The following is a 19,749-nucleotide window of genomic DNA, read 5'->3' as shown; positions in this document are numbered from 1 at the left end:
CGCTTGTCCCTTCTTGAGGGCAAAGAAAGCGAGGCGAACACAGCCCATGAGGCGGTGACGAAGAATCGTCACCGCCTCATGGGTGAAGTGCCGTCAGACTTTACTCGCCGGCCTTCGTGATCTCGTAGTACAGCGGGACCGAGTTCCAGCCGAACGTCACGTTGTCGACGTTCTCGCTGAACCCACCGGTCACGTTCGAGTACCACAGCGGGATCGCAGGCAGATCCTGGAACAGGATCTCCTGTGCCTTGGTGAAGTCCTCGAGCTGCGCGTCGGGGTCAGGGTTGCTGATGCCCGCCGAGATGAGGTCGTCGAACTCGGGGTTCGAGTAGTCACCGTCGTTGGAACCGGCGCCCGTCGCGTAGAGCGGTCCGAGGAAGTTGTACAGACCCGGGTAGTCGGCCTGCCAGCCCGAACGTGCCGCCGTGGTGATGGTGCGGTCGTTGATCTTGGTGCGCAGGTCCTGGAAGGTCGGGTACGGGTCGCCCGATGCCTCGATGCCGAGCGTGTTCTTGATGCTGTTGCTCACTGCGTCGACCCAGGCGTCGTGTCCGCCGTCGGAGTTGTAGGCGATCTTGAAGTCGCCCTCCCACGGAGCGATGGCGTCAGCCTCGGCCCAGAGTTCCTTGGCCTTCTCGGGGTCGTAGCTGAGGACCTCGTTGCCGGGGATCGAGTCGGACCAGCCGGCGATGACCGGGGACGTGAAGTCCGCCGCCGGGGTGCGGGTGCCGGAGAAGATCGTCTCGGTGATCTCCTCGCGGTTGATCGCCATCGACAGCGCCTGACGACGCAGCTTGCCCTCTTCGCCGCTGAAGTGCGGGAGGAACTGGCCGATGGTGAACGACTGGAAGACAGCCGAGGGCTGGTTGACGGCCCGGTCCTCGAGCTCGTCCTGGAAGACGGGCAGCGAGCTGGTCGGGATCTGGTCGATCACATCGACGTCATTGCCCTGCAGGTCAGCGTAGGAGGCTTCCTGCGTGGCGTAGAACTTGATCGTCAGACCGCCGTTGGCCGGCTTGCGCCCGCCCTCGTAGTCGTCGTTGCGGACGAGGTCGATCTGCACGTCGTGCTGCCATGCGTCTTCGCCGTCGATCATGTACGGGCCGTTGCCGATGGGGTTCTGGCCGAACGCGTCCATGTCCTCGAAAGCGACATCGGGGAGCGGGTAGTAGGCCGAGTAGCCGAGACGCAGCGCGAAGTCCGAGGCCGGCTTGTTGAGCGCGATCGTGAACGTGTAGTCGTCCACCTGCTCCAGACCGGTGAGCTCGGAGTCCTCGTCGTAGCTGAAGCCCTCGATGTCCTCGAAGAAGTAGCTGGAGAGGTGAGCGTTGGAGGCCTTCGCGCCCTCGTTCCACGCCTTGATGAAGTTGTCGGCGGTGACCTCTTCACCGTTGGTGAACGTCTGCCCCTCCTTCAGCTTCACGGTGAGGTGCTGAGGGTCTTCGGTGGTGATCTCCTCGGCCATGTCGTTGACCGGCTCGCCATCGGCGTCGTAGTAGACCAGACCCGCGAAGATCTCGTCGAGGATCTTGCCTCCGCCGACCTCGTTGGTGTTGGTCGGGATCAACGGGTTCTCGGGCTCGGAGCCGTTCGTGGTGATGATGGCGTCGGGATCGGCGTTCGAGCCGTTGCCACTGTCACCGTTGTTGCCGGATCCGCTTGCGCAGCCCGCGAGCGACAGAGCGCCGACCGCGAACAGCGCGACGCCCGCGAGGGCGATCTTGTTGCGCTTCACTTTGTGTCCTCCTGTGGACGTGGGAATTCTGCGCACTCACCATCGAGCGAGCAGGGATACCTGAGCGTAACCCGCACCTTCGCCCCCGCCGCGCTCAGCTAACGAACCGTTACTGAGTGGTGACCATCCGTAATCTCGCCGAAACACTCGCAGACACGAAGACGGTGCCGCACCCCACGGAGGTGCGGCACCGTCTGCTCACATGAGCACGAGAGCTCAGGCGAACGCCTCCACCGGCGGGCACGCGCACACGAGATTGCGGTCACCGTAGGCCTGGTCGATCCGGCGCACGGGCGGCCAGTACTTGCCTGCGACGAGGGCAGGCACGGGATAGGCCGCCTCCTCTCGCGTGTAGGCGTGGTCCCACTCCCCCGCGATCAGCGAGACCGCGGTGTGGGGTGCACGCACGAGCGGGTTGTCGTCGGCGGGCCAGCGTCCTGCGGCCACGGCGTCCGCTTCCGCCTTGATCAGGATCATCGCCTCGATGAAGCGCTCGATCTCGTCCAGGTCCTCCGACTCGGTCGGCTCGACCATGAGTGTGCCGGCGACCGGGAACGACATGGTCGGCGCGTGGAAGCCGTAGTCGATGAGGCGCTTGGCGACGTCGTCGACCGTGATGCCGGTCGCCTCCTTGAGCGGACGCAGATCGAGGATGCACTCGTGCGCGACCCGGTCGTTCTCACCCGTGTACAGGACGGGGAAGTGGGCCGAAAGGCGCTCCGCGATGTAGTTGGCCGAGAGCACGGCCGCCGCGGTCGCCCGTCGCAGCCCGTCAGCGCCCATCATGCGCACGTACGCCCAGGAGATCGGCAGGATGCCGGCGGAGCCGTAGGGCGCAGCCGAGATCACCCCGCCGTCGAAGGTGAAGCCGCCGAAGTGCTCGGCGCGCTGCGCGAGAGGGTGCGAGGGGAGGAACGGCGCGAGGTGGGACTTCGCCGCCACCGGTCCGATGCCGGGTCCACCGCCGCCGTGCGGGATGGCGAACGTCTTGTGCAGGTTGAGGTGCGAGACGTCGCCGCCCAGATCACCGAAGCGCGCATAGCCGAGCAGCGCGTTGAGGTTCGCACCGTCGACGTACACCTGCCCGCCCGCGTCGTGCACGGCGGCCGTGATCTCGACGACCTGCTCCTCGTAGACACCGTGTGTGGAGGGGTAGGTGATCATCAGGGCCGACAGGGAGTCGGCGTGCAGGGCGATCTTCGCGCGCAGATCGTCGAGGTCGACGTTGCCGAGCTCGTCGGTTGCGACGACCACGACCTTCATGCCGGCGAGCACGGCGGAGGCCGCATTCGTGCCGTGGGCGGACGACGGGATGAGGCACACCGTGCGGTGCTGGTCGCCGTTCGCGTGGTGGTAACCGCGGATCGCCAGCAGACCGGCGAGCTCACCCTGCGAACCGGCGTTCGGCTGCAGCGAGACGGCGTCGTATCCGGTGACCTCGGCGAGCCAGCCCTCGAGCTGCTCGATGAGCTCGAGGTAGCCCTGCACGTCGGAGGCCGGCGCGAACGGGTGGATACTCGCGAACTCGGGCCACGTGATCGCCGCCATCTCGGTCGCCGCATTGAGCTTCATCGTGCATGAGCCCAGCGGGATCATGCCTCGATCGAGCGCGTAGTCGCGGTCGGCCAGGCTCTTGAGGTACCGCATCATGGCGGTCTCCGAACGGTGCGAGTGGAACACGGGGTGCGTGAGGTACTCGTCCTGACGGAGCAGGTCGACCGGAAGCGCCCGCAACTTCTCGGCGCCGAAATTCCCGAAAGCCCGCTCGTTCTTGCCACCGAAGACGCGTGTCACCTGGTGCAGCTCGCCGAGGGTCGTGGTCTCATCGACCGCGATCCCGACCGTGTCGGCGTCTGCGACATGGAGCAGGATGCCGTAGCCGTCGTGCGCCTGCGCGGCGTACTCGGCCGCACGTCCGGGGACCCGCACCTGCAGGGTGTCGAAGAACTGGGCATGCACGATGTCGACGCCCGCCTCAGTCAGCCAGTCGCGCAGCAATGCGGCCTTCGCGGCCGTCTGCGTCGCGATCTCGCGGAGCCCGTCCGGACCGTGATAGACCGCATACATCGACGCCATGACGGCCAACAACACCTGGGCCGTGCAGATGTTCGACGTCGCCTTCTCGCGACGGATGTGCTGCTCGCGCGTCTGCAACGAGAGGCGGTAGGCGGGCTTGCCGTCGGCATCCACGGACACTCCGACGAGTCGGCCGGGCAGCTGACGCTCCAGACCGGCGCGAACCGCCATGTAGCCCGCGTGCGGCCCGCCGAACCCCATCGGCACGCCGAAGCGCTGGGTCGTGCCGACCGCGACGTCGGCGCCGAGCGAGCCCGGCGATGCGATCAGGGTGAGGGCGAGCAGGTCGGCCGCGGCCACCGCGAGTCCGCCCGCGAGGTGCGCAGCATCGAACACGGCGGTCGGATCCCAGAGCCGACCCGATGCTCCCGGATACTGGACGAACACGCCGAACAACTCGGCGGGCAGCTCCTCCCCCGCAGCGAAGTCGACGAAGACGAGCTCGATTCCGAGGGCCTCGGCGCGCGTCGCGAGCATCGCCTTGGTCTGCGGAAGCGCGTCCGCGTCGACGGCGAACACCGTGGAGGTCGACTTCGAGGCGCGCCGCGCGAGCAGCATCCCCTCGACGACGGCCGTGGACTCGTCGAGCATCGAGGCGTTGGCCGTGGTGAGCCCGGTGAGTTCGGCGACCATCGTCTGGAAGTTGATGAGAGCTTCCAGACGCCCCTGGGAGATCTCCGGCTGATAGGGCGTGTACGCCGTGTACCAGGAGGGGTTCTCGAGCACGTTGCGCTGGATCACCTGCGGCGTGATGGTGCCGTAGTAGCCCAGGCCGATCATCGGACGGTTCACCGTGTTTCGCGAGGCGAGGTCCCGCAACTCGGCGAGTGCCTCGGTCTCGCTCGCGGCAGCAGGGATCCGCGACGTCGCGCTCCCGGCGCCGGACGACGGGCCGGTGTAGATCGACGCGGGGACGGCCTGACGCATCAGCGTCTCGACCGGACTCAGAGCGTCGCCTGCTCCGGAGATGTCCAGACCGAGAGCGCTGAGCATGGTGTGCTGCGCGGCATCCGTCGGTCCGATGTGACGATCGGCGAAAGTGACCACTGCGCGATCAGCCCTCCGTCAGTGCGACGTAGGCGTCGCGGTCGAGCAGTCCGTCCAGCGCGCCCGCGGCGACGGACACCTTGAGCAGCCAGCCGCCCTCGAACGGCGCCGCATTGACGAGCGAGGGATCGTCGACGGCCGCATCGTTGATCTCGACGACCGTTCCCGAGACCGGCGCGTACAGCTCGCCGACCGACTTGGTGGATTCGATCTCACCGACGACCGCTCCCGCGGTGACCTCGGTGCCGACCGCGGGAAGCTCGACGAACACGACGTCACCCAGCTTCTCTGCGGCGTAATCGGTGATGCCGATCGTCACGGTGTCGCCGTCAGCGGCGATCCACTCGTGTTCTTCGGTGTAGTGGAGTGCGGCGAGGTCGGTCATTTGGTCCTCCGGTAGAAAGGCAGGGCGGTCACGGTCGCGGGGATTCTGGTCCCCCGCACATCAAGGAATACTGCGGTTCCCGCGTCAGCGGAAGAAGGGTGCACATAGGCCATCGCGATCGGATGTCCGAGTGTCGGGCTGAGGGCCCCGCTGGTGATCTCACCGAGCGTGATCCCGTCGCCGTCGACCACGGCGTATCCGGCTCGCCCGGCACGTTTGCCCTCGGCGACGAGGCCGACCAGCACCGGTGCATCGGATGTCTCGTCCTGCTCAGCGGCGAGGAGTGCCTCCTTGCCCACGAACCGCTCCTTCGCCGTCACGACGACGCGACCGAGGCCGGCCTGCGCCGGACGGGTCTCGAGGCTCAGCTCGTGGCCGTAGAGCGGCATGCCCGCTTCGAGGCGCAGCGTGTCGCGCGCCGCGAGTCCGGCGGGAACGAGTCCGTGCGGAGCGCCCGCTGCGAGCAGGGCGTCCCAGAGGGCGACCGCGTCGTCGGCTGCGACGAGCAGCTCGAAGCCGTCCTCGCCGGTATAGCCGGTGCGCGCGAGGAGAACGGGCTTGCCGGCGTATCCGGCCGACGCCCAGGCGTAGTACTTCTGCTCATCCCAGGGGGTGCTGACATCGGTGAGGTCGGTGGTCGCCGCGAGGACAGCCTCCGCGTGCGGGCCCTGCACGGCGATGAGGGCGTAGTCGTCGGACACGTCCTGCACGACGACCCCGAAGCCCTCGGTGCGAGCGCTCAACGCGGCGGACACCGCGTCTCGATTGCCCGCGTTCGAGATGATGAGGTAGTCGTCATCGGCCAGGCGGTAGACGATCACGTCGTCGATGATCCCGCCGGACTCGGCGAGCAGCAGCGAGTACTTCGCCTTGCCGACCGCCAGCGCCGACAGACGACCGGCGAGCGCATGGTCGAGGAACGCCCCGGCTCCGTCGCCACGCACGGTGAATTCGGCCATGTGCGAGATGTCGAACATCCCCGCGCTCTGGCGCACCGCATGATGCTCGGCGAGGTCGGACGTGTAGCGGACCGGCATCTGCCAGCCGCCGAAGTCGGTGAACGAGGCGCCGAGCGCTTCGTGGCGTTCACGCAACGGGGTGTAGCGAGGTTCGGACATGGAGTTCTCCCGGGCTGTGTCGGGCGGAACGGCGGTGGGCCGTCCCTCGGAACTCCCCCTCTGTCATAGGCCTGAGAGTTTCACCCGTGCACAGAGGCGGGGCTTTCACCGTCGGCGGATCCGCACGGTCGCGGGATCGCTTTTCAGAGTGGCCGGACCCGCGCGGTACGCATACCTGAGAGATTGGCGGGGAGGCTTGCTCCTTCGGTGCCCGGCTGCGTTCGCCGGGGCTCTCCCGCGTGGGTCATACGGCCTGTCTTCAGTTGTGGGTCCAGTCTAGCCGGTCGGATTCTCGGTGCCGGATCCTCCGGAACGGCCTTCGAATCACGCGATTCGAAGGCGGAGTGCCGACCGTCAGTGCACGATGCCGAGTTCGCGGCGGACATCGTCACGGAGACGTCCGAGGTTGTCCGGCTCGGGCGCCGCGCCCAGGAGGGTCTTGGTGTACTCGTGCTGCGGGTTCAGGATGACCTCGTCCGCCGGGCCCCGTTCGACGACATCGCCCTTGTAGAGCACCATGATCTCGTCGGAGAAGTGCCTCGCCGTCGCCAGGTCGTGCGTGATGTAGAGCACTCCCAGGTTCTCCTCGCGCTGCAGCTCTGCCAGCAGGTTCAGGACCCCGAGGCGGATCGACACGTCCAGCATCGAGACCGGCTCGTCCGCCACGATGAACCGTGCCCCGGGCGCGAGAGCCCGCGCGATCGCGACGCGCTGCCGCTGTCCACCGGACAGCTCATGCGGACGACGCTCGGCAAAACTCTCCCCCGGCGTCAACCGCACACGCTCGAGGAGCTCCACCGCGCGCTCCCGCACCTGCGTGCGCGACAGCTCCGGGTGGTGCAGGCGCAGCGGCCGCTCCAGGTGGTGCACGATCGTGTGGAACGGGTTCAGCGAGGCGAACGGGTCCTGGAAGACCATCTGCACATCCGAGCGATAGGCCTCCAGCGCCCGACCTCCGGTCCCCGACGGCTTCCCGTCGAGGAGGATCTCCCCGCTGGTGGGAGTCTCCAGCTTCATGAGCATCCGCGCGATCGTCGACTTCCCCGACCCGGACTCCCCCACCAGAGCGACCGTCTTGCCCGCTTCGATCGTGAAGGACACATCCTTCACCGCATGCAGGACGCTCGATCGGAACCCCGAACGCAGATGGAAGTCCTTCACCAGGTTCCGCGCCTCCAACGTCGCCGTCCCCCCGGCGCCGGTCGCGGCCTCTGTGGTGGTGTTCGCGTTCATCGCACGCCCTCCTGGCTGACGCCGGTGCGGACGAAGTCGCCCCGCTCGCCCTTGAGCGACGGGAAGCTCGACAGCAACCGCCGCGTGTATTCGTGCTGCGGGGTGCGGTAGATCTCTTCCGCCGTCCCCTCCTCGACGATCTGCCCCTGCAGCATGATCGCGATCCGGTCACTGATCTCGATCAGCATCGGGAGGTCATGCGTGATGAAGATCACCGCGAACCCCAGCTTCTCGCGAAGACGCATGATCTCCCGGATGATGCCGCGCTGCACGACCACGTCGAGCGCGGTGGTCGGCTCATCCATGATCATGACCTGCGGGTCGAGTGCCAGGGCCATCGCGATCATCATGCGCTGCCGCATACCGCCCGAGAGTTCGTGCGGGAAGCTCGTGAGCCGACTCGGATCGACTCCGACCAGTGTCAGCAGTTCCTCGGCGCGCTCCTGCTTGGCCTTCTTGCTCATGCCAGGGCGGTGCGTGTCGAAGATGTCGAAGATCTGCGCCTTGACGCTGATCACCGGGTTCAAGGAGTTCATCGCTCCTTGGAAGACCATGGAGATCTTGTCCCAGCGGAAGGCTCGGAGCCCTTCGCCATCGAGCCCGACGACGTCGATGTCCTGACCGTCTCGGTCATGGAACACGATCTCCCCGGCCGTCATCAGCGCGGGTGCCTTGAGAAGGCGGTTCATCCCGTACGCCAGCGTCGTCTTCCCGCAGCCCGACTCCCCGGCGAGGCCGAGGATCTCCCCGCGGTTCAGGGTGAGCGAGACATCACGCACCGCCTTCACCGGCGGGTCGACTTCGTACTCGATCGACACGTTCCGTGCCGTCAGCACCGGCTCGCTCATGCGGTGACTCCCTTGGTCTTGGCGGCCTTGCGCACACGACGCGCGGCCTCCGGCGCATTGCGCAGCTTCGGGTTGATGACCTCGTCGATCGCGAAGTTGATGAGCGACAGCCCGGCGCCGAGCAACGCGATCATGAGTCCGGGCGGCACGAACCACCACCACGCTCCGCGACCGAGCGCCTGCCCCGATTGGGCGTCGTTCAGGATCGATCCCCACGTGATCGAAGAATTGGGGCCCAGGCCGAGATAGGACAGACCCGCCTCACCGAGGATCGCGAAGATGATGGCGAAGAGGAACTGTGCCGCGAGCAGAGGGAGCAGGTTCGGCATGATCTCCACGAGGATCACGCGGAAAGAGCGCTCCCCCGCGACCTTCGAGGCGTAGACGTAGTCCCTCGTGCGCAGCGACCTCGTCTGCAGCCGCAGAACGTAGGCGGCGCCGGCCCATGACGTGATACCGAGCACGAACGCGACGAGCTGCCAGCTGCGCTGCGGCACGAAGGAGGCGATCACCATCACGAGCGGCAACCCGGGGATCACGATCATCACGTTGGTGAGGAGCGCGAGTCCGTCTTCCCGCCATCCGCCCAGATAGCCCGCCAGGACACCGAACAAGAGGGAGAGGATGATCGCGATGCCGCCGGCGGTGACGCCGATGAGCAGGGAGCCCTGAGCACCGATGGCGAGCTGGGCGAACATGTCGTTGCCGAGCTTGGTCGTACCGAGCCAGTGCTCCGCGGAGGGCGGCTGGAGCGCGGGGTTCGCGGTGCTGCGCGGATCCTGCGTGAAGAAGGGCGCGATGATCGCGAAGAGCACGATCGCGACCACGATGCTCGCGCCGACGATGAACTTGGGTGAGGTGCTGGGCAGGATACGGCGCCGCTTGCGTCCTTGCTGAGTGGCCAAGGAGATCGTGCTGGCCGGTGCCGTGATCGGCGGCTCCTGCGTCAGGAGCGGGTTCTTCGTGTCAGACATTCTGGCGAGCCCTCGGGTCGATGAAGCCATAGACGAGGTCCATGATGAAGTTGGCGGCGAGCACCGTCAGGGTGATGACGAGGAACAGTCCCTGCATCAGCGCGTAGTCGTTGTTGGTCACGGCCTGGAACATCAGCTTGCCGATGCCGGGGTAGGTGAACACCTGCTCCATGACGATGGAACCGGCGACCACGAAGCCGAGTGTGATCGAGAACCCCGCGATCGAGGGGATCGCCGCGTTGCGAGCCGCGTACGTCGTCATGATGCGTCGCGGACGAAGCCCCTTGGCCTCCGCCGTGAGCACGTAGTCCTCGGCGAGGGTCGACACCATCATGTTGCGCATGCCGAACATCCAGCCACCGACCGAACTGATCACGATCGTGATCGCCGGGAGGATCGCATGCGCCACAGCATCGGTGAAGAACGCCCACGTCGGTTCGGGGCCGTCCGGATAGTCGAACACGTCGTAGCCGCCGAAGATCGGGAACCAGCCGAGGCCGACCGCGAACACGGCGACCAGGATCAGGGCCATCCAGAAGTACGGGATCGACTGGAGGACGGTGGTCGCGGGGATCAGGTGGTCGACCCAGGTGCCGCGCTTCCATCCGGCCCAGGCGCCGAGCACGACGCCGAGGACGAAGGAGATGACGGTCGCGGTGCCGACCAGGACGAGCGTCCACGGAAGAGCGCCGGCGATGAGCTCCGTCACCGGAGTGGGGAACTTCGTGACCGAGACGCCGAGGTCGCCCTGGAACATGCGTCCCCAGTACGCCAGGTACTGCTCCCACAGGGAGGAGTCGTCGCCGCCGAGCAGGAGCTTGATGTTGCGGATGGCCGTCTCGGAGACGTCGCCGCCGGCCCGCTGCATCTTGGCGATCATGATGTCGGCCGGGTTCCCCGGCATGAGCCGGGGAAGAAGGAAGTTGATGGAGATCGCGGCCCAGAGCGTGAACGCGTAGAACCCGATTCTTCGTGCATAGAACTTCATGTCACTGTGTCCTGACTTCCTTCTTCCCCGACTCCTCTCGGTTACTTGACCGGCTGCAGCTGCGTCAGGACGTAGCCTGCCGCAATCGCACCCCAGGACGGCGGGAAGGCGTAGAGGTCCTCCTCGGTCGGCCACCCCGTGAAGTCCTTCGTGTTGTAGAAGGTCTGCGTCGCGTTGATGACGAGCGGGATGTAGGGCAGGTCACGCACGATCTCGGTCTGGATCGTGCCGTAGAGCTCCTTCTTCTCCGCCTCGTCGTTCGTGCTGATGGCCGACTGGATCGCCTCGTCGACGACGGGGTTGTTGTAGCGGCTGAAGTTCCAGCGTGTCGCCGGGATCTCCTCGCCGACCGGTCCCGTGGAGCCGACGGTGGTGCCGCCGAACCAGTCACGGTAGATCTGGAACGGGTCCGCCACGGAGGTGCCGATGACACCACCGACGATCAGCTGGAACTCGCCACCCTGCCGAGCGTCGGAGAACTCCTGCCACTGCACCGTCGACGCGGTGATCTTGATTCCGGCGGCCTCGGCCTGCTCGGCGATCAGCTTCGCGGCGTCGTTGTAGTCCGTCCACCCGTCGACCGAGGTGAGGGTCAGCTCGAGGGGCACGCCGTCCTTCTCGTAGATGCCGCTCGAACCCTTGGTATAGCCCGCCGCCTCGAGGATCTCCCCCGCCTCGGCGACGTTCGCCTCCTGCGGGCTCACCTCGTTGGCCGGGTCCGCGACCCACTTCTCGTCGCGCGGCAGCAGGGCGAACGTCGGCGAGATGTCACCGGTCAGACCGACGAACGCCTTGTCCTTGATGGTGGCGCGGTCGATCGCGACGTTGAGCGCCTGGCGCACGGCGACGTCGGTCTGCGGACCTGTGCAGCCGAGGTCGGCGTTCGAGCAGGTGTACAGGACGGTCGGGTCCTGCGGGGTGTTGATCCAGTCGATCTTCCCGTTGCCGGTCACGTCGTCCGGGTTCGGGATGAACATGCCCGTCCAGTCGAGCTTGCCGGCGGCCAGCAGATCCTGAGCGGTCTGGTTGTTGTCGACGGCGATGTACTGGACCTTCTTGACGCCGAGCTTGTCGGCATCGCGGAAGTTCTCGTTCGCGACGAGCGTGTACGACTCGCTCGTGGTCTTGTCGACGACGTAGGCCCCGGAGCCGACGGGCTCCTCGTTCGTGAAGTTCGCGAAGTCGGTGATGTCCGCCCAGATGTGCTCCGGGAGGATGTAGGTCGAGCCCAGACGCTGGAACTCGGTCGTGTACTGCGCCGAGGAGTAGGTCAGCACGACGGTGGTGTCGTCCGTGGCCTCGGCGGAGACCAGGCCGTTGCCCTCGGGGTTGTTGGCCTCGTAGTTGAAGGAGAACGCGACGTCCTCCGCGGTGAGCGGCTCGCCGTCGCTCCACTTGAGGTCGGGCTTGATGGTGATCGTGATCGCCGTGCCGTCCTCGTTGTACTCGAACGTGTCGCCGATGAGTCCGACGGGCTCGGAGTCAGCCGTCTTGTTGAAGAAGAACAGCGGCTCGTAGATCGGCCCGAGCGCGCCGTGGAGCACGGTCGGTGCGAACGGGTTGTAGTTCACGGCGATCGGCGTCTGGCTGCCGGCCCAGACACGAAGGGCGCGGTCGCTGTCGGCGTTGTCATCGCCGCTGCCGCCGGTGCCACAGGCGGTGAGGCCCAGGGCGAGGACGGATGCTCCGGCGATGGCGGTGAGCGCGAGCTTGCGCTTTCCGTTTCGGATCATTTCTCTTGTTTCCTCTCGGTGCTGCACTGCAGGAGGGATCGCTCCGGATGGAGCAGAACCCCGGGTCTGGGGTTCGCGGGCCCCGGGAGGCGACCGGCTGGCCACCACGAAGGGGTTTGTTAGGACAGTAACCTAACAAACCCGTATGCCGATAAACAAGGCTCCTTGCGCTCGCTGGATAACGTTTCGGACTCGGCGACGGATCGCGTCACACGTGCGCACTAAGGGTCCGCATGACACTAAGATCGTTCTCGGAGGTTAAGGTGTCTATGACTCAAAGCAGTGACATCCGGGTCGCCGTCTCGACGGTGATCCTGACGCTGCGGCGCACGGATGACGGGCGGGCGCGGCTCGCGCTGCCACTCGTGCTGCGCACCCGCGAGCCCTTCGCACAGCAGTGGGCGCTTCCCGGCGGCTGGCTGACCGTGGCCGAGTCCCCCGTCGATGCGGCGGCGCGCACACTCGCGGAGACCACCGGCCTCGCGCCCAGCTACCTGGAGCAGCTCTACGCCTTCGGTGCGGTCGACCGCTCCCCCACCCGTGTCGTCTCGATCGTGTACTGGGCGCTGCTCCGCCAGGACGACGTGACCGCCCAGATCGCGGCGCACCAGGCTTCCGGCCGCGCCCCCGAGAACGTGCGCTGGTTCGATGTGGATCAGCTGCCCCGACTGGCTTTCGATCACTCCGAGATCGTCGAATACGCGCTGTGGCGACTCCGCAACAAGGTCGGATACAGCCGGGTCGCCCAAGGCTTCCTCCCCGAGGAGTTCACGCTCGCCGAGCTCCGGGAGGCCTACGAGTCGATCCTCGGCCGGACCCTCGACCCGGCGAACTTCCGCCGCCAGGTAGAGGCCGCCGGAAACCTCCTCCCCACCGACCGCTTCCGCACCGGAAGCCATCGTCCTGCACGTCTGTACCGCGACAACACCGATGTCGAGCTGGCCGACCGCGGCCCGCTCGGTCCCGAAGAAACGAGCACCCGATGAGCATCACCTTCGTACCCGCTCCCGCCGTTCCACCGCTGGACCCCTCTGTGGACCACGCGATCCAGGCGATCGTCACCGGCGCGTCGACCGACGCCACCTGCGCCACGGACCTCGCCGCCGGCCCCTGGGACTTCGACGCGCGCCCCGGATACGGTCCCGGTTCCTCGATGGGCGACGTCATCCCGACCGGAGCCCCGCGGCAGGGCGAGCTGCCCGCCGAGTACCGGGAGGCATCCGAGGAAGAGCTCGACGGACGGATCCGCGCGGCCAAGGAGACGCTCGGCGACCGGGTCGTCATCCTCGGTCACTTCTATCAGCGCGAAGAGGTCGTCCAGCACGCGGACTACGTCGGCGACTCGTTCCAGCTCGCCACCGCCGCCAAAGGCCGGGCCGACGCCGAGGCGATCGTGTTCTGCGGGGTGCACTTCATGGCCGAGACCGCCGACCTGCTCTCCCAGCCCGACCAGGCCGTGATCCTCCCGAACCTCGCCGCCGGCTGCTCGATGGCCGACATGGCCGACATCGACCAGGTCGAGGAGTGTTGGGAACAGCTCGAGGAGGTCTTCGGCGACCTCGAGGCCACAGACACCGAAGGCCGGGTACCGGTGATCCCGGTGACCTACATGAACTCCTCCGCCGCGATCAAGGGCTTCGTCGGGCGTCACGGCGGGATCGTCTGCACATCGTCGAACGCCCAGACCGTGCTCGAGTGGGCCTTCGAGCGCGGCCGTCGCGTGCTGTTCTTCCCCGACCAGCATCTGGGGCGCAACACCGCCAAGGCGATGGGCGTACCGCTCGAGCAGATGCCGATGTGGAACCCGCGGCGAGCGCTCGGTGGTTCGTCCGCCGAGCATCTCCTCGACTCCCGGGTGATCCTGTGGCACGGCTTCTGCTCGGTGCACCGGCGCTTCACCGTCGGCCAGATCGAGCAGGCCCGCGCCGAACACCCCGGCGTGCGCGTGATCGTGCACCCCGAATGCCCGATGGAGGTCGTCGACGCCGCCGACGAGGCCGGCTCGACCGAGTACATCCGGCGGGCGATCGACTCGGCGACCGAGCCTTCCGTCTTCGCGATCGGCACCGAGATCAACCTCGTCCGGCGACTCGCGGCGCAGTATCCGCAGCACGAGATCTTCTGTCTCGACCCCGTCGTGTGCCCCTGTTCGACGATGTACCGCATCCACCCCGGCTACCTGGCCTGGGTACTGGAGGAGCTCGTGGCGGGCCGCACCCCGAACCGGATCACGGTGTCCGGCGACGTCGCCGATCCCGCGCGAGTGGCGCTGGAGCGGATGCTCGCCGCCAAGCCACCGGTGGCCGCAGGCGTGCGATGAACGTCGTCGTCGTCGGAGCGGGCATCGCGGGCCTCACCGCTGCGCTCCACGCCGAGGAGGCCGGTCACTCGGTGACGGTGGTCACCAAGGGTGCGCTCGGAGACGGATGCACCGCGCTCGCGCAGGGCGGTGTGGCCGGGATCTACGGGCCCGGAGACTCGGCAGAGCAGCACGCGGACGACACGATGGAAGCGGGCGCAGGACTCGCCGACCCCGCTGCGGTGCGAGCGCTCGTCGCCGACGCGGCAGAGCGGATCGCAGAGCTGATCAGCCGAGGTGTCGCCTTCGACAGGACGGCAGACGGCGAGCTGCAGCTCGGGCGGGAGGCCGCGCACGGCCACGCCCGCATCGTGCACGCGGGCGGAGACGCCACCGGAGCCGCGATCTCCGCAGCGCTCGTCGCCGCTGCCCGCCGGGCGTCCATGAGCATCGTGGAGCACGCGCTCCTGACCGAGGTGATCGTCGCGGATCACGCCGCGTGCGGCGTCGTCCTCCTCATCGGCGGGGAAACCGTCGAGCTCCTCGCCGATGCCGTGATCCTCGCCACCGGCGGCGCCGGGCATCTCTACGCGCACACGACGAACCCCCGTGGCGCGACGGGCGACGGCATCGCCGCGGCCCTGCGCGCGGGAGCCGCCGTCGCCGATCTGGAGTTCGTCCAGTTCCATCCGACGATCCTGGCGTCGGGACCGGCATTCCTCATCTCGGAGGCTGTGCGCGGGGAGGGGGCGACACTGGTCGACGACCGCGGCCGTCGTTTCACCTTCGACAGTCACCCGGACGGAGAACTCGCTCCGCGGGATGTCGTGTCGCGCGCCATCGCGAGGCACGCAGCGATCCAGGCGACACCTGTGCGTCTCGACGCCACCATGCTGGACGCCGAGAAGCTGGCGGCGCGGTTCCCGACCATCGATCGCGTGACGAGGGAACGCGGATACGACTGGTCACGCGAGCCCATCCCCGTCACTCCGGCCGCCCACTATCTGATGGGCGGCATCGTCACCGACCTCGATGGCCGCACCACGATCCCCGGGCTCTATGCGGTCGGCGAGGTCGCACGCACCGGCGTCCACGGCGCGAATCGACTCGCCTCCAACTCCCTGTTGGAAGGGGCCGTGTTCGGGGCCCGAGCCGCGGCCGCGCTCGGGACTCCCTGGCGCCCGATCTCCCCGGAACCGTCTCCCGCGGCCGTCCACGAGCCCGCGCCCCTTTCGTCTGCGCCACCCGCCTTCACCCGCACCGCCTTGCAGCGGCTGATGTGGGAGGACGTCGGGCTCCTGCGCTCCGGCACGCAACTCGCCCGAGCCTGGGCCACCGTGCGTGCATGGGCCGCCGCCGTCCCCGCTCCGGCCACGGCCACGGAGCACGAAGACGCGAATCTGCTGCTGCTCGCCGAGGCCACTGCTGCCGCCGCCCTCGCCCGCACCGACTCGGTGGGGGCACACCATCGCGTCGACGCCCCCACCCCTGAAGCGCTCCCGTCGTCCCGCGACCGCTCATCGATCCTGGAGACCGTCTGATGCTCACCCGCGCCACCCTCACCCGCGTCGTCGGAGCAGCCCTCGAAGAAGACGCCCCCTGGGGAGACCTCACCAGCACCACCCTGCTCCCGGCGGAGGCGACGGCCACGGCTGACCTCGTGGCCCGCGAACCCGGCGTGTTCAGCGGTGGCGCGGTCTTCGCGGCCGCCTTCGGCCTCACCGATGACGAGCTCGTCGTCGACGTGCACGTCGGCGACGGCGACGAGTTCGCCGCGGGCGATGTCCTCGCTTCGGTGTCGGGCTCGGCACGCAGCATCCTGACGGCCGAACGGGTGGCGCTGAACTTCGCGCAGCGGATGAGCGGCATCGCGAGCCTCACCGCGGCGTACGTCAGCGCGATCGAGGGCACGGCTGCGCGCATCGCCGACACACGCAAGACCACGCCAGGGCTGCGCGCCTTCGAGCGGCATGCGGTCGAATCGGGCGGCGGCCGCAACCACCGCTACTCCCTGTCGGACGCGGTGATGGCGAAGGACAACCACCTGGCCGTGCTCACCCGATCGGGTCTCGACCTCGCGACCGCTCTGCGTCAGGCACTGTCGCGGCTTCCGCACACCACGCACGTCGTCGTCGAAGTCGACCGTCTCGACCAGATCCCGGCGGTCCTCGACGGCGGTGCCCACACGGTGCTGCTCGACAACTTCTCCCTCGACGATCTGCGTGCGGGCGTCGCTCTGATCGACGGGCGAGCGACGGTCGAAGCCTCCGGTGGGGTGAACCTCGACAGCGTCGGCGACATCGCCCGCACCGGGGTGGACGTGATCTCAGTCGGGGCTCTGACCCACTCGGCCCGCGCCCTCGACCTCGGCCTGGATCTGCGGATCGACTGAACATCGTGCTCTACCTCGACCATGCAGCGACCTCTCCGGTGCGTCCGGAGGTGCTCGACGCGATGCGTCCGTACCTCACCGGAGTGTTCGGCAATCCCTCGAGCCATCACACGGCAGGCGAAGCGGCAGCGAGGGCACTCGACGATGCCCGTGCCCGGGTCGCGCGGGTGCTGGGAATGCGCACCGGCGATGTGGTCTTCACCGCGGGCGGGACGGAAGCGAACAACCTCGCAGTGAAGGGCATCACGCTCGCGACCCTCGAGACCGGGAAGCGGCATCTCGTCATCTCCCCGATCGAACACGAGTCGATCCTGGAATCCGCCGCGTACCTGCGACGCTTCCACGGGGTCGAGGTGACGATGCTTCCCGTCGACGACGCCGGTCGGATCGCACCGGCTGCGCTCGCGTCGGCGATCAGAGACGACACGGCACTGATCTCCATCGGCCATGCGAACAACGAGGTGGGCACGGTCCAGGACGCGACGGCGCTGGCGTCCGTGGCCCGGACTTCTCGCGTGCCCCTCCACCTGGATGCGGTGCAATCGGCGGGGTGGCTTCCGCTTGACGGGCTCGGCGCCGACGCCGTCTCCATCGCCGGTCACAAGCTCGGCGCTCCCAAAGGCATCGGCGCTCTGGCCGTGCGAGGTCGCATACCCCTGGAACCGGTGCTGCACGGGGGCGGTCAGGAACGCGGGCGTCGGTCGGGCACGGAGAACGTCGCCGGAGCCGTCGCACTGGCGACCGCCCTGGAACTCGCGGAGAGCGAGCGGGAGGTCCTGGCACCCCGTGTCGCGGCGACGACGGCACGGTTCATCTCCCTCGTGCTCTCCGGCATCCCCGAAGCCGCGCTCACCGGCGACCCCGCTAACCGCCTGCCCGGCACAGCGAGCTTCACCTTCGCCGGGACCAGCGGCGAATCGGTGCTGCTCGAGCTCGAACGCCGGGGGATCATCTCCTCGAGCGGCTCGGCCTGCGCGGCGGGCAGCGACGACCCCTCGCACGTCCTCCTCGCGTGCGGCGTGCCCCCCGAGGTGGCGCAGACCTCGGTCCGATTCACCTTCGGCAGGGAGGCACTGCCCGATGACGCACCGGAACGACTCGCGGAACTCGTCATCGACTCCGTGCACGCGGCCCGAGGCTGATGCCCGGCCATAGACTCAGCTGGTGACTGCCTCCGACCCGATCGTGACGCTGGTCGTCCCCGGACGCGATATCGCCGCCTTCGCCCCTGCAGCCCTCGACTCCCTGCGTGCGCAGACCGAGCGCCGGTGGCGGGCGATCCTCATCGACGACGGTTCCACCGACGACACGGGAGCGATCTTCGATGCGGCTGCGGCCGCGGACCGACGCTTCACGGCGATCCACCACCCGGCCTCCCGCGGCCTCGGAGCCGCGCGCAACCTCGGACTCGACCGCGTCGACACCCGATACCTCGGATTCCTCGACGGCGACGATGAGCTCCTCCCCGATGCGCTCGCACGGATGACCCGCACGCTCGACCACACCGGAAGCGACTTCGTGGCCGGTGCGTACGTGCGTTCCCGCCCGGAGGGGTCCGGCTACGTTGCAGGGCGGGTGCAGCCCTGGGTGGCGGCCGCGACCTCTCCGGAGCGACTCGGCACGACCCTCACCGCGCACCCGCAGGCGGTGTCGAACATCGTCGCGTGGTCGAAGGTGAGCCGCACCGCCTTCTGGCGGGACCTCCGGTTCCCCGAGGGTGTCGCGTACGAAGATCAGGTGGTCGCGCAGCTGATGTACACCCGGGCGCGCGCCTTCGACGTGATCCCCGATGTCGTCGTGCGATGGCGCCTCCGCGCCGACGGCACGTCGATCACGCAGAGCAAGTCGCAGCTGTCCGTCCTGCGCGACTACCTCGCGGCGTTGCGTGGCGGCATCCGCGTCCTGCACGACGCGGGCGCCCGCGCATCCGTCACCGCCCGCCTCGACCTGATCCTCGCGATGGACATCGCACCCCTGCTCGAGATCGCGAGCACCCACCCCGACCCGGCCTACGCGGCCGAGGTCGATGCGTTCATCGCGGAGCTCCGGGCACTCCCCGAGTTCGCCGACGCCGCGCCCGACCCCGCCATCGCCGCCGCGCTCGCGTGGTGACGCACGCCCTCCGACCGAACAGGTACCCACGACATGCACGACTACCTCTCCTCTCTCTTCTCCCTCGACGGCCGCACGGCGGTCGTGACGGGCGGCAGCTCCGGGATCGGCCGGGGCATCGCCACCGCGCTCGCCCGCGCCGGTGCCGCGACCGTCATCGTCGCCCGCGGTGAGGCGCGCATCGACGAGACCGTCGAAGAGCTCCGCGCGCACGGATGCCGCGCCGCGGGGGTCGTCGGCGATCTCCGCACCCGTGCGGGCATCCACGCGGTCGCAGAGGCGGCCACGGAGCCGTTCGGCGAACCGGACATCCTCGTCAACTCCGCCGGGATCAACATCCGCCCTCCGTTCCCGGAGATCACCGAGGATGACTGGGATGCAACGATGACGGTCAACGCACTCGCGCCCTTCCTCCTCGGACAGCGATACGCACCCGGCATGGCGGAACGCGGCTACGGCCGACTCATCCACATCAGTTCCCAGCAGGCCCACCGCGCCTTCGTCGGCAGCGGGATCTACGGTGCGTCCAAGGGAGCTGTGGAGTCGCTCATGCGTTCTGAGGCGGAGGCATGGGGCGGCACCGGCGTGACCAGCAACACCCTGGTGCCCGGGTTCGTGCTCACCCCACTGAACGCCCGCCTTCAGGAGGATCCTGCGAAGATCGCCGAGCTCGCGGCACGCACCATGATCGGCCGCAACGGTCTTCCGAGCGACTTCGCCGGTGCTGCCGTCTTCCTCGCCGGCGCAGGCTCGGCCTACGTGACCGGACACTCGCTGTTCGTCGACGGAGGCCTCTCGGTGCACTGAGG

16 protein-coding genes and 1 riboswitch are annotated in these 19,749 nt (G+C 68.0%); of the genes, 7 read left to right on the top strand and 9 right to left on the bottom strand.

From position 1 onward, the window contains the following. Nucleotides 1–100: 100 nt before the first annotated feature. The 9 genes from FGL91_RS10905 to FGL91_RS10865 all read right to left on the bottom strand — a co-directional run bounded on the left by FGL91_RS10905 (nucleotide 101) and on the right by FGL91_RS10865 (nucleotide 12,137). A complete protein-coding gene (locus FGL91_RS10905) occupies nucleotides 101–1,735 on the bottom strand; it encodes a peptide ABC transporter substrate-binding protein (protein WP_131491893.1) in 1,635 nt (544 codons plus the stop codon). A 216-nt stretch (nucleotides 1,736–1,951) separates the two neighbouring features. Then, nucleotides 1,952–4,804 carry an aminomethyl-transferring glycine dehydrogenase gene (gene gcvP / locus FGL91_RS10900; RefSeq protein ID WP_416202667.1) on the bottom strand — a complete coding sequence of 951 codons (2,853 nt, stop codon included), beginning with the start codon at nucleotides 4,802–4,804 and terminating at the stop codon, nucleotides 1,952–1,954. A 61-nt stretch (nucleotides 4,805–4,865) separates the two neighbouring features. Beyond that, entirely contained in the window at nucleotides 4,866–5,243 is a 378-nt protein-coding gene (gcvH, locus tag FGL91_RS10895; protein WP_046749583.1) for a glycine cleavage system protein GcvH, read from the bottom strand. Beyond that, complete coding sequence (gene gcvT / locus FGL91_RS10890; protein ID WP_153243832.1) at nucleotides 5,240–6,361, bottom strand: glycine cleavage system aminomethyltransferase GcvT; 1,122 nt, start codon at nucleotides 6,359–6,361, stop codon at nucleotides 5,240–5,242. Before gcvT ends, gcvH begins: the two co-directional genes overlap by 4 nt. Nucleotides 6,362–6,514: 153 nt before the next feature. Beyond that, a riboswitch (glycine riboswitch) is annotated at nucleotides 6,515–6,609 on the bottom strand. Nucleotides 6,610–6,715: 106 nt separating this feature from the next. Then, entirely contained in the window at nucleotides 6,716–7,594 is an 879-nt protein-coding gene (locus tag FGL91_RS10885) for an ABC transporter ATP-binding protein (RefSeq protein WP_153243831.1), read from the bottom strand. Further along, a complete protein-coding gene (locus tag FGL91_RS10880) occupies nucleotides 7,591–8,442 on the bottom strand; it encodes an ABC transporter ATP-binding protein (RefSeq protein WP_047523249.1) in 852 nt (283 codons plus the stop codon). Before FGL91_RS10880 ends, FGL91_RS10885 begins: the two co-directional genes overlap by 4 nt. Then, nucleotides 8,439–9,416: an ABC transporter permease gene (locus FGL91_RS10875; RefSeq protein ID WP_047523248.1), complete on the bottom strand. Its 978-nt coding sequence runs from the start codon at nucleotides 9,414–9,416 to the stop codon at nucleotides 8,439–8,441. Before FGL91_RS10875 ends, FGL91_RS10880 begins: the two co-directional genes overlap by 4 nt. Next, complete coding sequence (locus tag FGL91_RS10870; protein ID WP_131491889.1) at nucleotides 9,409–10,404, bottom strand: ABC transporter permease; 996 nt, start codon at nucleotides 10,402–10,404, stop codon at nucleotides 9,409–9,411. The genes FGL91_RS10875 and FGL91_RS10870 overlap by 8 nt, the downstream gene beginning before the upstream one ends. 41 nt (nucleotides 10,405–10,445) lie before the next feature. Beyond that, a complete protein-coding gene (locus tag FGL91_RS10865; RefSeq protein WP_131491888.1) occupies nucleotides 10,446–12,137 on the bottom strand; it encodes an ABC transporter substrate-binding protein in 1,692 nt (563 codons plus the stop codon). A gap of 269 nt (nucleotides 12,138–12,406) precedes the next feature. On the opposite strand from FGL91_RS10865, the gene FGL91_RS10860 reads away from it, so the two are divergent. From FGL91_RS10860 to FGL91_RS10830, 7 genes are read left to right on the top strand one after another with little or no spacing between them, the layout of a single operon-like run. After that, the gene (locus tag FGL91_RS10860; protein WP_047523245.1) at nucleotides 12,407–13,123 is read left to right on the top strand and encodes an NUDIX hydrolase; all 717 of its coding nucleotides are present in this window, start codon (nucleotides 12,407–12,409) and stop codon (nucleotides 13,121–13,123) included. After that, nucleotides 13,120–14,457, top strand: coding sequence for a quinolinate synthase NadA (nadA, locus tag FGL91_RS10855; protein ID WP_131491887.1), 1,338 nt, complete (start codon nucleotides 13,120–13,122; stop codon nucleotides 14,455–14,457). Before FGL91_RS10860 ends, nadA begins: the two co-directional genes overlap by 4 nt. Then, nucleotides 14,454–15,977, top strand: a complete 1,524-nt coding sequence (gene nadB / locus FGL91_RS10850; protein ID WP_153243830.1) for an L-aspartate oxidase — start codon at nucleotides 14,454–14,456, stop codon at nucleotides 15,975–15,977. Before nadA ends, nadB begins: the two co-directional genes overlap by 4 nt. After that, the gene (gene nadC, locus FGL91_RS10845; protein WP_131491885.1) at nucleotides 15,977–16,828 is read left to right on the top strand and encodes a carboxylating nicotinate-nucleotide diphosphorylase; all 852 of its coding nucleotides are present in this window, start codon (nucleotides 15,977–15,979) and stop codon (nucleotides 16,826–16,828) included. Before nadB ends, nadC begins: the two co-directional genes overlap by 1 nt. A gap of 5 nt (nucleotides 16,829–16,833) precedes the next feature. Further along, the gene (locus FGL91_RS10840; protein ID WP_153243829.1) at nucleotides 16,834–17,970 is read left to right on the top strand and encodes a cysteine desulfurase family protein; all 1,137 of its coding nucleotides are present in this window, start codon (nucleotides 16,834–16,836) and stop codon (nucleotides 17,968–17,970) included. A gap of 22 nt (nucleotides 17,971–17,992) precedes the next feature. Beyond that, nucleotides 17,993–18,940 carry a glycosyltransferase family 2 protein gene (locus FGL91_RS10835; RefSeq protein WP_134353334.1) on the top strand — a complete coding sequence of 316 codons (948 nt, stop codon included), beginning with the start codon at nucleotides 17,993–17,995 and terminating at the stop codon, nucleotides 18,938–18,940. Between the two features lie 33 nt (nucleotides 18,941–18,973). Beyond that, nucleotides 18,974–19,747, top strand: coding sequence for an SDR family NAD(P)-dependent oxidoreductase (locus FGL91_RS10830; protein ID WP_153243828.1), 774 nt, complete (start codon nucleotides 18,974–18,976; stop codon nucleotides 19,745–19,747). Nucleotides 19,748–19,749: the final 2 nt, after the last annotated feature.

Source organism: Microbacterium sp. CBA3102 (assembly GCF_007954505.1).
In the GTDB taxonomy this organism is placed as follows: domain Bacteria; phylum Actinomycetota; class Actinomycetes; order Actinomycetales; family Microbacteriaceae; genus Microbacterium; species Microbacterium aurugineum.
The sequence above is the reverse complement of the archived record's forward strand: the minus strand, read 5'-3'. Positions and strand labels throughout refer to the sequence as shown.

What these genes read in the sequence shown, in the direction of transcription:
- gcvP (WP_416202667.1), bottom strand. Translation starts at nt 4,804, where the DNA reads ATGCTCAGCGCTCTCGGTCTGGACATCTCCGGAGCAGGCGACGCTCTG.
- gcvH (WP_046749583.1), bottom strand. Translation starts at nt 5,243, where the DNA reads ATGACCGACCTCGCCGCACTCCACTACACCGAAGAACACGAGTGGATC.
- gcvT (WP_153243832.1), bottom strand. Translation starts at nt 6,361, where the DNA reads ATGTCCGAACCTCGCTACACCCCGTTGCGTGAACGCCACGAAGCGCTC.
- FGL91_RS10885 (WP_153243831.1), bottom strand. Translation starts at nt 7,594, where the DNA reads ATGAACGCGAACACCACCACAGAGGCCGCGACCGGCGCCGGGGGGACG.
- FGL91_RS10880 (WP_047523249.1), bottom strand. Translation starts at nt 8,442, where the DNA reads ATGAGCGAGCCGGTGCTGACGGCACGGAACGTGTCGATCGAGTACGAA.
- FGL91_RS10875 (WP_047523248.1), bottom strand. Translation starts at nt 9,416, where the DNA reads ATGTCTGACACGAAGAACCCGCTCCTGACGCAGGAGCCGCCGATCACG.
- FGL91_RS10870 (WP_131491889.1), bottom strand. Translation starts at nt 10,404, where the DNA reads ATGAAGTTCTATGCACGAAGAATCGGGTTCTACGCGTTCACGCTCTGG.
- FGL91_RS10865 (WP_131491888.1), bottom strand. Translation starts at nt 12,137, where the DNA reads ATGATCCGAAACGGAAAGCGCAAGCTCGCGCTCACCGCCATCGCCGGA.
- FGL91_RS10860 (WP_047523245.1), top strand. Translation starts at nt 12,407, where the DNA reads ATGACTCAAAGCAGTGACATCCGGGTCGCCGTCTCGACGGTGATCCTG.
- nadA (WP_131491887.1), top strand. Translation starts at nt 13,120, where the DNA reads ATGAGCATCACCTTCGTACCCGCTCCCGCCGTTCCACCGCTGGACCCC.
- nadB (WP_153243830.1), top strand. Translation starts at nt 14,454, where the DNA reads ATGAACGTCGTCGTCGTCGGAGCGGGCATCGCGGGCCTCACCGCTGCG.
- nadC (WP_131491885.1), top strand. Translation starts at nt 15,977, where the DNA reads ATGCTCACCCGCGCCACCCTCACCCGCGTCGTCGGAGCAGCCCTCGAA.
- FGL91_RS10830 (WP_153243828.1), top strand. Translation starts at nt 18,974, where the DNA reads ATGCACGACTACCTCTCCTCTCTCTTCTCCCTCGACGGCCGCACGGCG.